Annotated in this window: 9 protein-coding genes and 1 CRISPR repeat array; of the genes, 7 read left to right on the plus strand and 2 right to left on the minus strand. The window is 57.5% G+C overall.

The window, feature by feature from the left end:
- The first annotated feature begins 20 nt into the window (after nucleotides 1–20).
- The 3 genes from N037_RS03550 (at nucleotide 21) to hcr (ending at nucleotide 3,696) form a co-directional block, all read left to right on the plus strand.
- Entirely contained in the window at nucleotides 21–920 is a 900-nt protein-coding gene (locus N037_RS03550) for a lysine exporter LysO family protein (RefSeq protein ID WP_023335103.1), read from the plus strand.
- 144 nt (nucleotides 921–1,064) lie between these two features.
- Nucleotides 1,065–2,717 carry a hydroxylamine reductase gene (gene hcp / locus N037_RS03555; protein ID WP_032639000.1) on the plus strand — a complete coding sequence of 551 codons (1,653 nt, stop codon included), beginning with the start codon at nucleotides 1,065–1,067 and terminating at the stop codon, nucleotides 2,715–2,717.
- A 10-nt stretch (nucleotides 2,718–2,727) separates the two neighbouring features.
- The gene (gene hcr, locus N037_RS03560) at nucleotides 2,728–3,696 is read left to right on the plus strand and encodes an NADH oxidoreductase (RefSeq protein ID WP_032639002.1); all 969 of its coding nucleotides are present in this window, start codon (nucleotides 2,728–2,730) and stop codon (nucleotides 3,694–3,696) included.
- A gap of 85 nt (nucleotides 3,697–3,781) precedes the next feature.
- Nucleotides 3,782–5,071: direct repeats of the CRISPR family, unit length 28 nt; unit sequence TTTCTAAGCTGCCTGTACGGCAGTGCAC.
- Nucleotides 5,072–5,237: 166 nt separating this feature from the next.
- On the opposite strand, the gene N037_RS03565 is transcribed toward hcr, so the two are convergent.
- On the minus strand, nucleotides 5,238–5,672 hold the full coding sequence (locus N037_RS03565; RefSeq protein ID WP_023335100.1) for a DoxX family protein: 435 nt from the start codon (nucleotides 5,670–5,672) through the stop codon (nucleotides 5,238–5,240).
- A 151-nt stretch (nucleotides 5,673–5,823) separates the two neighbouring features.
- Here N037_RS03565 and poxB point away from each other — a divergent pair, with 151 nt between their 5' ends.
- The 4 genes from poxB (at nucleotide 5,824) to N037_RS03585 (ending at nucleotide 11,132) form a co-directional block, all read left to right on the plus strand.
- Nucleotides 5,824–7,542, plus strand: coding sequence for a ubiquinone-dependent pyruvate dehydrogenase (gene poxB, locus N037_RS03570; RefSeq protein ID WP_032639004.1), 1,719 nt, complete (start codon nucleotides 5,824–5,826; stop codon nucleotides 7,540–7,542).
- Nucleotides 7,543–7,580: 38 nt separating this feature from the next.
- Nucleotides 7,581–8,579: a low-specificity L-threonine aldolase gene (gene ltaE / locus N037_RS03575; RefSeq protein ID WP_032639006.1), complete on the plus strand. Its 999-nt coding sequence runs from the start codon at nucleotides 7,581–7,583 to the stop codon at nucleotides 8,577–8,579.
- 10 nt (nucleotides 8,580–8,589) lie between these two features.
- A complete protein-coding gene (locus N037_RS03580) occupies nucleotides 8,590–10,026 on the plus strand; it encodes an SDR family oxidoreductase (RefSeq protein ID WP_032639008.1) in 1,437 nt (478 codons plus the stop codon).
- A gap of 92 nt (nucleotides 10,027–10,118) precedes the next feature.
- Nucleotides 10,119–11,132: an NAD-dependent epimerase/dehydratase family protein gene (locus N037_RS03585; RefSeq protein ID WP_023335096.1), complete on the plus strand. Its 1,014-nt coding sequence runs from the start codon at nucleotides 10,119–10,121 to the stop codon at nucleotides 11,130–11,132.
- A gap of 131 nt (nucleotides 11,133–11,263) precedes the next feature.
- Here N037_RS03585 and N037_RS03590 read toward each other — a convergent pair whose 3' ends face one another.
- Nucleotides 11,264–13,084, minus strand: a complete 1,821-nt coding sequence (locus tag N037_RS03590) for a glycoside hydrolase family 19 protein (RefSeq protein WP_032639010.1) — start codon at nucleotides 13,082–13,084, stop codon at nucleotides 11,264–11,266.
- Nucleotides 13,085–13,104: the final 20 nt, after the last annotated feature.

A 13,104-nucleotide genomic window follows, 5' to 3' on the forward strand; every position in this document is an offset into this window, starting at 1 on the left:
CTCAAAAGGACCGGCTGTTCATGTTTTCAGGACTCCTCATTATTCTGCTGCCCCTGATTGCGGGCTACCTTATCCCGCTACATCAGGAATCCGCATTACGGCTTATCAACCGTTTTCTCAGCTGGATTGTTTACGTCATTCTTTTTTTTATGGGGATAAGCCTGGCCTTCCTGGATAACCTGTCGGCGAATTTACTCTCCATCCTCCATTATTCTGTCGTCACCGTGGTGGTTATTTTGCTGTGCAATATTGCCGCGCTGCTGTGGCTGGAACGCACTATTCCATGGAAAAATCACCATCATCAGGAAAAACTCCCTTCACGAATTGCAATGGCGCTTGAATCATTAAAATTATGCGGCGTCGTGGTGCTCGGTTTTCTTCTTGGGCTGACCGGTTGGGCATTTTTACAGCACGCGACAGAGGCCAGTGAATATACGCTGATCTTCCTGCTGTTCCTGATCGGTATTCAGCTGCGAAATAATGGCATGACGCTGAAACAGATTGTCCTCAACCGTCGGGGAATGATAGTTGCGGTGATTGTTGTCGCCAGTTCAATGGTGGCGGGCGTCATTAATGCCTTTATTCTCGATCTGCCGCTGAAAACCGGCCTGGCGATGGCGTCAGGTTTTGGCTGGTACTCCTTGTCCGGTATTCTGCTGACCGAATCATTCGGCCCGGTGATCGGCAGCGCCGCCTTCTTTAACGATCTGGCGCGCGAGCTGATTGCCATCATGCTGATCCCAAGCCTGGTTCGCCGCAGTCGTTCTACCGCGCTGGGCCTGTGCGGCGCGACGTCGATGGACTTTACCCTGCCGGTACTCCAGCGCTCCGGGGGGCTGGAGATGGTCCCCGCGGCTATCGTGCACGGCTTTATTTTGAGCCTGCTGGTTCCGGTCATGATGGCCTTCTTCTCTGCCTGATACTTCTTTGGCGGTAGGTTTCCTGCCGCCAAAATTGCGCTGAATCAATATCCCTCTATTTTGTCGCAGAAAGCCCTTTTCACCGTTCTGCCACAGGCATAACCTTAAACATGTATATCAAATATAACTTTAGCAGGTGTGATTATGTTTTGTGTGCAATGTGAACAAACCATCCGTACCCCGGCAGGCAATGGCTGCTCTTACGCACAGGGTATGTGCGGCAAAACCGCAGAAACATCTGACCTGCAGGATCTGCTGATTGCGGCTCTGCAAGGCCTTTCCGCATGGGCGTTCAAAGCCCGCGAATACGGCATCGTCGACCACTATGTCGACAGCTTCGCCCCGCGCGCGTTTTTCTCCACGCTGACCAACGTCAACTTCGATTCTCCGCGCATTGTTGGCTATGCCCGCGAAGCGATTGCCCTGCGTGAAGCGCTGAAGGCGCAGTGCCTGAAGGCGGACGCCAGCGCCCGCGTGGAAAACCCGATGTCAGAACTTCAGCTGGCCAGCGACGATCTGGGCGACCTCCAGCGTCAGGCGGCAGATTTCACGCCAAATAAAGACAAAGCGGCAATTGGCGAGAACATTCTTGGCCTGCGCCTGCTGTGCCTGTACGGCCTGAAAGGCGCTGCGGCCTATATGGAACACGCGCACGTTCTGGGTCAGTACGACAATGAGATTTACGCGCAGTACCACAAAATCATGGCGTGGCTGGGTACCTGGCCTGCCGATATGAACGCGCTGCTGGAATGCTCAATGGAAATCGGCCAGATGAACTTCCGCGTGATGAGCATTCTGGATGCCGGTGAAACCAGCACCTACGGCCACCCGACGCCGACTCAGGTCAACGTCAAGGCGACCGAAGGCAAGTGCATCCTGATCTCCGGTCATGACCTGAAAGATCTCTACAACCTGCTGAAGCAAACCGAAGGCACCGGCGTTAACGTCTATACCCACGGCGAAATGCTCCCGGCGCACGGTTACCCGGAGCTGCGTAAATTTAAGCATCTGATCGGTAACTACGGCAGCGGCTGGCAGAACCAGCAGGTGGAGTTCGCCCGCTTCCCTGGTCCTATCGTGATGACCTCTAACTGCATCATCGACCCTACCGTCGGCGCGTACGATGACCGCATCTGGACCCGCAGCATCGTCGGCTGGCCGGGCGTGAGCCATCTTGAAGGTGACGATTTCGGTCCGGTTATCGCCCAGGCGCAGCAGATGGCGGGCTTCCCGTACAGCGAGATCCCGCACCTGATTACCGTCGGCTTCGGTCGTGAAACCCTGCTCGGCGCCGCTGATTCGCTGATCGATCTCGTCAGCCGTGAAAAGCTGCGCCACATTTTCCTCGTCGGCGGCTGCGACGGCGCGCGCGGCGAGCGTAACTACTTCACCGACTTCGCCACCCGCGTGCCGGAAGACTGCCTGATCCTGACCCTGGCGTGCGGTAAATACCGTTTCAACAAGCTGGACTTCGGCGACATCGAAGGCCTGCCGCGCCTGATCGATGCGGGCCAGTGTAACGATGCTTACTCGGCCATCATTCTGGCGGTCACCCTGGCGGAGAAACTCGGCTGCGGCGTGAACGACCTGCCGCTGTCGCTGGTGCTGTCATGGTTCGAGCAGAAAGCGATTGTCATCCTGCTGACCCTGCTCTCTCTCGGCGTAACCAACATCGTGACCGGCCCGACCGCGCCTGGCTTCCTGACGCCGGACCTGCTGGCGGTGCTGAACGAGAAGTTCGGTCTGCGTTCAGTGACCAACGTTGAAGATGATATGAAGCAGCTGCTGAGCGCGTAAGGAGTTATTTATGACCATGCCAACCTCACAATGTCCGTGGCGGATGCAGGTTCACCACATCCACCAGGAGACGCCGGATGTGTGGACGCTGTCGCTGCTGTGCCATGACTACTATCCGTACCGTGCAGGCCAGTATGCGCTGGTCAGCGTTCGCAACTCGGCGGACACCCTGCGCGCCTACACGATCTCCTCCACGCCGGGCGTGAGCGAGTACATCACGCTCACCGTCCGCCGTATTGACGACGGCGCGGGCTCGCAGTGGCTGACGCGGGACGTCAAGCGCGGGGATTATATCTGGCTGTCCGACGCCCAGGGTGATTTCACCTGTGACGACAAAGCAGACGATAAATTCCTGCTGCTGGCGGCGGGCTGTGGCGTGACGCCGATTATGTCCATGCGCCGCTGGCTGGCAAAAAACCGTCCGCAGGCCGACGTGCAGGTGATTTTCAGCGTGCGTTCCCCGGAAGATGTGATTTTTGCCGAGGAATGGCGTGATTATCCGGTGACGCTGGTGGCTGAGCACAACGCGACCCACGGCTTTGTGTCCGGTCGCCTGAGCCGCCAGCTGCTGCAAAGCGTGCCGGACGTCGCTTCTCGCACCGTGATGACCTGCGGCCCGGCACCGTACATGGATATCGTCGAAAAAGAGGTGAAGGCGCTTGGCGTGACACGCTTCTTCAAAGAGCAGTTCTTCACGCCGGTGGCGGAAGCGGCAACCAGCGGCGTTAAGTTCACCAAACTGCAGCCTGCGCAGACCTTCTTTGGCCGCGTGGGGACCACGCTGCTGGAGGCACTGGAAAGCAACAAGGTACCGGTAGCGGCGGCCTGCCGCGCGGGCTTGTGCGGCTGCTGTAAGACGAAGGTGGTTTCCGGGGAGTACACCGTCACCAGCACCATGACGCTGACCGACGCGGAAATTGCCGAGGGTTACGTGCTGGCCTGCTCGTGTCATCCACAGGGCGATCTGGTCCTCGCATAAGCGTTAAACGTTCGATCGTAGGCCCGGTAAGCGCTAGCGCCACCGGGCTTTTTGTCGGGTGGCACTACGTTTACCCGACCTACATTGTGCATGCTGCCTGTACGGCAGTGAACGGAGACGTGGACGTATACCGCGTTACGGATTGTCTCTAAGCTGCCTGTACGGCAGTGCACGCGTAAATGATGTGGCTGCCCAGTAATGAGATTTTCTAAGCTGCCTGTACGGCAGTGCACGGCGTGCAGGCTGTTCGCCTCTCCCCCTTCTGTTTCTAAGCTGCCTGTACGGCAGTGCACATTTCCAATCTTGAGATTTGTAATGCCTTTCATTTCTAAGCTGCCTGTACGGCAGTGCACGCCGCGAACTGGCACGCCTGTTGGCTGTCCGTTTTCTAATCTGCCTGTACGGCAGTACACAGGGTGGATATAATTTTCAGCAGTGGCATATATTTCTAAGCTGCCTGTACGGCAGTGCACCGCGTGAACAATTTTTTCAACCGGGTAGCAATCTTCTAAGCTGCCTGTACGGCAGTGCACTTAGTTGCCGCGACTGCGACGTAATTTTGTGCCTTCTAAGCTGCCTGTACGGCAGTGCACATAATGGGCGACGAGGAAGCCGCGGGCGTAGTCTTCTAAGCTGCCTGTACGGCAGTGCACTTGTGCCGGAGCCGCCGTCTCTTCACTTTTCACTTCTAAGCTGCCTGTACGGCAGTGCACGATGAATGTCGGAATGGCGTTTATGGTCTGCGCTTCTAAGCTGCCTGTACGGCAGTGCACGCGCACAGAAGAAGGACGCTGGCGCCTGTTCGCTTCTAAGCTGCCTGTACGGCAGTGCACCAATCGTAGTAGTCATTTAAACGGTAGCTCCAGCTTCTAAGCTGCCTGTACGGCAGTGCACTCAGCAAAGCTATTTTCCAATAGCTCTCTCATCTTCTAAGCTGCCTGTACGGCAGTGCACCGCAAACCCCGGAGATTGAGCGCGGCCAGGCTCTTCTAAGCTGCCTGTACGGCAGTGCACCTCCCCAGGCAATTAACCGCGGGGCCAGGGAACTTCTAAGCTGCCTGTACGGCAGTGCACTTGCAGGTGCTTTTCAGCTTTATTTACAGCAAACTTCTAAGCTGCCTGTACGGCAGTGCACGCGTTAGATAGCGTTGGGCCACTCAAGCCACACTTCTAAGCTGCCTGTACGGCAGTGCACTGCCGAAATTAAGCGCAAGCGCAAAGCCCAGGCTTCTAAGCTGCCTGTACGGCAGTGCACTTCGATCCTTCAGCTAAGCGCTACGACAAGTCCTTCTAAGCTGCCTGTACGGCAGTGCACTGACACATACGAAGTTAAACAATCTACATTGTCTTCTAAGCTGCCTGTACGGCAGTGCACTGGAACAATCTACACCTATCACGTTGTAAGATAAAGAATTCCCCTAAAAAATCACCCTTAACCCCTTTTTTCATGACATACAAGTCAGCACAATAAAATCAACCACTTAAAAATCACCAATAAAAAAGGGTCCGTAGACCCCTTCTTTCATTCCAGCATCCAACTTTCACCGCCACGCCGGAGCTTTCCCTACCGCAAACCGCCCTGCGCCTAAAAATGCAACAGCCAGCGAGCCGATAAAGAAGTACACCAGGCTTTCAATCGCCCATGCGCCTACCTTATCGAGGGCGAGTGTTTCCCCCATTCCCACCATCAGCCACGCCACAATCATCGTAAACGCCAGCACCAGCGCGGCCGGGCGCGTAAAGAGCCCGACAATAATCAGGATCGGTGCCACCACTTCGCCAACCAATACGCCGTAGGCGATAAATCCGGGCAACCCTTTCTCCACCAGCATGCCGCTGATAAAGCCCACGCCGCCAAAAAGCTTGTGCAAACCGTGAAAAAGCATCAGCCCGCCGACGGCAAGTCGTAACAAGAGTTTGCCAAGATCGTCGCACGATAGCTTTTCATTAACAGCAATTAACAATGATTTAACCATTTGAAATGATTCCTGTTTTCACCGAGGTATAGCCAGATTATGCCGAATAATTGCGCGTGAAAAGCACCTTTTAATTAGGGGGAGATAACGGGCAATACGGAGACTTTCTTCTAAGCTTGTAAGCGATATCACAAAAAGGAGACGGACAACCATGAAACAAACCGTGGCTGCATATATTGCGAAAACGCTCGAACAGGCTGGCGTGAAACGTATCTGGGGCGTAACCGGCGATTCCCTGAACGGACTTAGCGACAGCCTCAACAAGATGAAGACCATCGAATGGATGCCCACCCGCCATGAAGAGGTTGCCGCCTTCGCCGCAGGGGCTGAAGCGCAGCTCACGGGGGAACTGGGCGTGTGTGCGGGCTCGTGCGGTCCCGGCAACCTGCATCTGATCAACGGCCTGTTCGACTGCCACCGAAATCACGTGCCGGTGCTGGCGATTGCCGCCCATATCCCCTCTTCCGAAATCGGCAGCGGCTATTTTCAGGAGACGCATCCGCAGGAGCTGTTCCGTGAATGCAGCCACTATTGCGAGCTGGTTTCATCCCCGGAGCAGATCCCGCAGGTGCTGGCGATCGCCATGCGCAAAGCCGTGCTGAACCGCGGCGTTTCTGTGGTCGTTATCCCGGGCGATGTGGCCCTCAAGGCCGCGCCGGAAGGGGCCAGCACCCACTGGTATCACGCCCCGCAGCCGGTGGTGACGCCTGCGGAAGAGGAGCTGAAAAAGCTGGCACAGCTGCTGCGTTACTCCAGCAATATCGCCCTGATGTGCGGCAGCGGCTGCGCGGGCGCGCACAAGGAGCTGCTTGAATTCGCCGGTAAGCTTAAGGCCCCCATTGTTCACGCCCTGCGCGGCAAAGAGCACGTCGAGTACGACAACCCCTATGATGTGGGGATGACCGGGCTGATCGGTTTTTCCAGCGGCTTCCACACCATGATGAACGCCGACGCGCTGATCCTGCTCGGCACCCAGTTCCCGTATCGCCCGTTCTATCCGGCGGATGCGAAAATTATTCAGATTGATATCAACCCGGCCAGCATCGGCGCGCACAGCAAGGTCGATATGGCGCTGGTGGGCGACATCAAATCCACCCTTGCCGCCCTGCTGCCGCTGCTGGAAGAGAAAACGGACCGCAAGTTCCTTGATAAAGCACTGAGCGACTATCGCGATGCGCGCAAGGGGCTGGACGACCTCGCCAAACCGAGCGACAAAGCCATTCACCCGCAGTATCTGGCGCAGCAGATCAGCCATTTCGCGGACGACGATGCCATCTTTACCTGCGACGTGGGCACGCCAACCGTCTGGGCCGCGCGCTATCTGAAGATGAACGGCAAACGCCGCCTGCTCGGCTCGTTCAACCACGGCTCGATGGCCAACGCCATGCCGCAGGCGCTGGGCGCAAAAGCGACGGCACCGGAGCGTCAGGTGGTGGCAATGTGCGGCGACGGCGGGTTCAGCATGCTGATGGGGGATTTCCTGTCGGTGGTGCAGATGAAGCTCCCGCTGAAAATCGTGGTCTTCAACAACAGCGTGCTGGGCTTCGTGGCGATGGAGATGAAGGCCGGGGGCTACCTGACGGACGGCACCGAGCTGCACGACACCAACTTCGCGCGCATCGCCGAAGCGTGCGGCATCACGGGTATTCGGGTGGAGAAAGCTTCCGAGGTGGATGAAGCCCTGCAGCGCGCCTTCTCCATCGACGGTCCGGTGCTGGTGGATGTCGTCGTCGCCAAAGAAGAGCTGGCGATCCCGCCGCAGATCAAGCTGGAACAGGCCAAAGGCTTTAGCCTGTATATGCTGCGCGCCATTATCAGCGGGCGCGGCGACGAAGTGATCGAACTGGCAAAAACCAACTGGCTCAGGTAAAACATCTGGCATCGCCTTTTTAATAATAAGGACATGCCATGATTGATTTACGCAGTGATACCGTAACCCGCCCGAGCCGCGCCATGCTCGAAGAGATGATGGCCGCCCCGGTCGGGGACGACGTCTACGGCGATGACCCGACGGTCAACGAACTACAGCGCTACGCGGCTGAACTGAGCGGCAAGGAAGCCGCCCTGTTCCTGCCAACCGGTACGCAGGCTAACCTGGTGGCGCTGCTCAGCCACTGCGAGCGCGGTGAAGAGTATATCGTCGGCCAGGGTGCGCATAACTATCTCTACGAAGCGGGCGGCGCGGCGGTGCTCGGCAGCATTCAGCCGCAGCCGATTGACGCCGCGCCGGACGGTTCCCTGCCGCTCGATAAAGTCGTGGCGAAAATCAAAGCCGACGATATCCACTTCGCCCGCACCAGGCTGCTCAGCCTCGAAAACACCCACAACGGCAAAGTACTGCCGCGCGAATACCTGAAGGCAGCGTGGGAATTCACGCGTGAGCGTAAACTCGGTCTGCACGTTGACGGAGCGCGCATCTTTAACGCCGTGGTGGAGTACGGCTGCGAGCTGAAAGACATTGCGCAATACTGCGACTCGTTCACCATCTGCCTCTCTAAAGGTCTGGGCACGCCGGTGGGTTCCCTGCTGGTCGGCAATGCGGACTACATCAAGCGCGCCAACCGCTGGCGTAAGATGACCGGCGGCGGCATGCGTCAGGCGGGTATTCTGGCGGCAGCCGGGCTGTATGCCCTGAAAAACAACGTGGCGCGCCTGAAGGACGATCACGACAACGCCGCGTGGATGGCGGCGCAGCTGCGCGAGATTGGTGCCGACGTGATGCGTCACGACACCAACATGCTGTTTGTTCGCGTGGGCGATGACCACGCTGCGCTGGGTGAGTTTATGAAATCACGTGGCGTGCTGATCAACGCCTCCCCGGTCGTGCGCCTGGTGATGCATCTTGACGTGAGCCGCGAACAGCTGGCAGACGTGGTGAAACACTGGCAGGCGTTTTTACAGCGATAAGGAGCATCACGTGCCGCAACGCATTCTGGTGCTCGGCGCCAGCGGGTATATCGGTCAGCATCTCACCGCGGCGTTAAGCCAGCGGGGACACCAGGTGCTGGCAGCGGCACGCAACACCGAACGCCTGCAAAAACTCAGTTTGCCAGGCGTCACCTGCCACAGCGTTGACCTCAACTGGCCGAAGGAACTTCCCGCGCTGCTGGACGGGGTCGACACGCTTTACTACCTGGTGCACAGCATGGGCGAAGGCGGGGATTTTATCGCCCACGAGCGTCAGGTGGCGATGAACGTCCGCGATGCCCTGCTGCAAACGCCGGTGAAGCAGGTGATCTTTTTAAGCTCGCTCCAGGCACCTGAACACGAGCAGTCCGATCACCTGCGCGCCCGCCAGCTTACGGCTGAAACCCTGCGCGGAGCAAATATCCCCGTCACCGAACTGCGTGCCGGGATCATTGTCGGCGCAGGCTCCGCCGCCTTCGAAGTGATGCGCGATATGGTCTACAACCTGCCGGTGCTCACGCCGCCGCGCTGGGTGCGCTCGCGCACTACGCCGATTGCGCTTGAGAATTTACTGCATTATCTGTTGGCCCTGCTGGATCACCCGGCGGCGCAACACCGCGTGCTGGAAGCCGCTGGTCCTGAAGTCCTGAGCTATCAGGCGCAGTTCGAGCACTTTATGCGCGTCAGCGGCCGCCGACGCTGGCTGATACCCATCCCCTTTCCAACCCGCTGGATTTCGGTGTGGTTTTTGAACGTCATTACGTCGGTGCCGCCAACCACGGCAAAAGCGCTGATCCAGGGACTGAAACACGATCTGCTGGCGGACGATCGCGAGCTGCGGGCGCTCATTCCCCAGGATTTGATCCGCTTTGACGATGCCGTGCGCAATACGCTGAAAGAGGAAGAGCAACTGGTGAACTCCAGCGACTGGGGTTACGACGCCCAGGCGTTTGCCCGCTGGCGCCCGGAGTACGGCTATTACCCGAAACAGGCGGGCTGCACGGTGAAGACTTCCGCCAGCCTTACGGATCTGTGGGAGGTAGTGAACCAGATTGGCGGCAAAGAGGGTTATTTCTTCGGCAATATCCTCTGGCAAACGCGCGGGGCAATGGATCTGCTGGTGGGGCACAGGCTGGCAAAAGGCCGCCCGGCACGCCCGTATCTTGAGGTGGGCGATGCGGTCGACAGCTGGAAGGTGATCATCGTCGAGCCGGAAAAACAGCTGGCGCTGCTGTTCGGCATGAAAGCCCCGGGACTTGGCCGGCTCTGCTTTACCCTGAAAGACAAAGGCGATTATCGTGAACTGGATGTGCGCGCCTGGTGGCACCCGCACGGAATGCCGGGTCTGTTCTACTGGCTGTTGATGATCCCTGCGCACCTGTTTATCTTCCGCGGGATGGCGAAACGCATTGCGCAACGGGCAGAACAAAAGACGGAAAAGATCTAAATAAAACTCTCTTTCTTTCACCTTTCCCATTGCATAGCGCCGTAATTCACGAAAGAATGCGCACGAAATTCTTTTCAACACAGTGGATTGATATGAAGGTACTGGTTACCGGGGCGACCAGCGGCTTAGGCCGAAATGCGGTCGAATTTCTGCGCAACAAGGGCATCAGCGTCAGGGCTACCGGTCGCAACGAAGCGATGGGAAAACTGCTGCAAAAAATGGGCGCAGAGTTCGTCCATGCTGACCTGACGGAGCTGGTCTCCTCGCAGGCGAAAGTGATGCTCGCCGGTATCGACACGCTGTGGCACTGCTCCAGTTTCACCTCTCCGTGGGGGACCCAGGAAGCCTTCGATCTCGCCAACGTGCGGGCAACCCGCCGTCTGGGCGAATGGGCCGTTGCCTGGGGCGTGCGTAACTTTATTCATATCTCGTCGCCTTCGCTCTATTTCGACTATCACCACCATCGTGACGTGCAGGAAGATTTCCGCCCGGCTCGCTTTGCCTGTGAGTTTGCCCGCAGCAAGGCGGCCAGCGAAGAGGTGATTGACCTGCTGGCGCAGTCCAACCCGCATACCCGCTTTACCGTGCTGCGTCCGCAGAGCCTGTTCGGGCCGCACGACAAGGTGTTTATTCCGCGTCTGGCGCAGATGATGCACCACTACGGCAGCGTACTGCTGCCGCGCGGCGGCGATGCGCTGGTGGATATGACCTATTACGAAAATGCCGTTCACGCCATGTGGCTGGCAAGCCAGCCGGACTGCGATAAGCTGATTTCCGGTCGCGCCTATAACATCACTAACGGCGAACCGTGCACGCTGCGCAGCATTGTGCAGCGGCTGATCGACGAGCTGCAGATCAACTGCCGTATTCGTTCTGTGCCCTACCCGATGCTGGATATGATTGCCCGCAGCATGGAGCGTTTTGGCAGTAAATCGGCCAAAGAGCCAGCGCTGACGCATTACGGCGTATCGAAGCTTAACTTTGATTTCACGCTGGATATTTCGCGGGCGGAGAATGAGCTGGGGTATAAACCGATCGTGACGCTGGATGAAGGGATTGTGCGCACGGCGGCGTGGCTGCGGGATCACGGGAAGCTTCATCGCTAGCCTTTTTGCCCGGTGGCGGCTTCGCCTTACCGGGCCTACAACTGCACCGTACTGTTCCCTCGCCCCTTTGGGGTTAGGGTGAGGGGAAAGTGCAAACACTAAAACGGCAACCTTTCGGTTGCCGTTTGCTTTTACAGAGCCGTCCAGGCTTCAGACCATGCCAGGCCAGCGCCTGGTTCGTAGTATGCCGGAGCGTTGTTACACCAGCCGCTGTACGGGAACGGTTTGCACTGGAACAGTTTACCGTGGTTGTTCACGATATCACCTGCGTTGTACTTGCTGTTCGCGCTCCACGCTGCGTATGAGCCGGAAGTGCCTTCATCCTTAGACGGTGTGGCCGCTTTCGCCTTCACGTTCAGCAGGTAAGAGGTGGTGCTGCTCAGTTCGCCATCACTAACGGTGAGGCTGATTTCAATCTGCTGAGCCGTCGCCGCTTCTGGCGCCTTGAAGGTCACCACCGCTTTATCCTGACCGGTGACGGTCTGACCATCCTGTGAACGCCAGGTGTAGGTCAGCTTGTTGCCGTCAGCATCGGTAGAACCTTCCGCGCTCAGAGAAACCTGCGCACCGGCATCAACCGCACCGATTGGACCTGCAATCTGCGCTACAGGCGCGTGATTCACGACTGCCGGGGTTTCATCCGGTACTGGCGCTGGTGCTGGTGCTGGCGTTTCATCTTCAGCTGGCGTTGGCGTGACGGGTTTTTCATCCGGCGTAGTGGCAGAACCATCGTCGTTAATGATGTTCACGTTATAGAACTTCTTAACGCAGTTGGTGTAGTCACCCTCTTTGAACGCGCTGAATGGCGTCTGGTAGCCCACCAGCTGGCAAGAGTAGGTCTTACCGTCTGGCGTATCGGCGTTCCATCCCCAGTCCTGTTCCCAGTAAATCTTCAGCGCGCCGGCGCCGCCTTCATCGAACTGCTTCATGTTGGCGCAGCCCAGCACTTCATTTGCCGGAACAGGCACTTTCAGGTAGTTCGCGAACTCTTTGTAGTACTTGATGCGGTTCTGAGACTGCGCGATTTCAGTCGGGCCGCCGCACTCAACGCCGCCGTTGATGATCTGGGTGGTCACGCCAAAGCCCGGTACCAGACCGTTGGCCTTATCGCGATCGTTCGGCTGCCAGGTTCCGTCAATCACCTGTAACATGCTTGGTTTTGGCGGCTGCGGATAGGCGAAGAAGAAGATGGCGCTCGCCAGGTTCAGCCAGGTGTCGGCCACCAGTTCAGGCTTGTCCAACAGGGTACGGACAGTCCCAAACATCGCTTCAGAGAACGGACCGTAGTTGTAGTTGTAGGACAGTTGTTTAGCACCGCGGCCGAAGTAGCTTACGAAATCACCGTCTTTGTCTTTCCCGCATGGCCAGGTCTGCCCCTGCCAGATGTCCGGATTACATTCGCCGTTATAGCCGCCCTTCTGACCTTCAGTCCAGCCCATTTCGCGGACGTGAACCAGCGCCTGACGCCATTCAGCTTCAGGACGCCAGCTTTCGTGGCCGCCGGTTTCCTGCGCAAAGTGGGCAAACATGGTTGCCAGCTCTTTACGACAGATGGCGTCGCTGTCTCGACCGTCGTTATAGGTTTTACACAGTGCCGGGAATTTACCCACCGCTTTCAGGAAGTTGCTGTAGGTATAGGACTGCGCACGCATTGGGAACAGGTATTCCCAGTCGCTGGCCTTAACGATCCCTTCAACGCGCTTCACGTTATCCGGGTTTGCCGCACGGCCAGGCTCAATCATTTCAACCTGAGCATTGTCCAGCGTCTGAATAGTCTCTTTTACGGAGGCCATCAGCGGGAAGCTGGTCAGCTCTTTTTCCTTCTTCGCCAGATCGCTGGCTTTCATGGTGTACGGTTCGCTGCTGGTTGCCTGCAGCGTTGCAGCCTGAGCCATAAACGGTGCAATGCATGCACCTGCCACGAGAATGCTCAGTAATGTCCTTTTAGTCATTTCAAAAAATCCTGTATATA

The organism is Enterobacter sp. EGD-HP1 (assembly GCF_000733275.2).
Taxonomy (GTDB): domain Bacteria; phylum Pseudomonadota; class Gammaproteobacteria; order Enterobacterales; family Enterobacteriaceae; genus Enterobacter.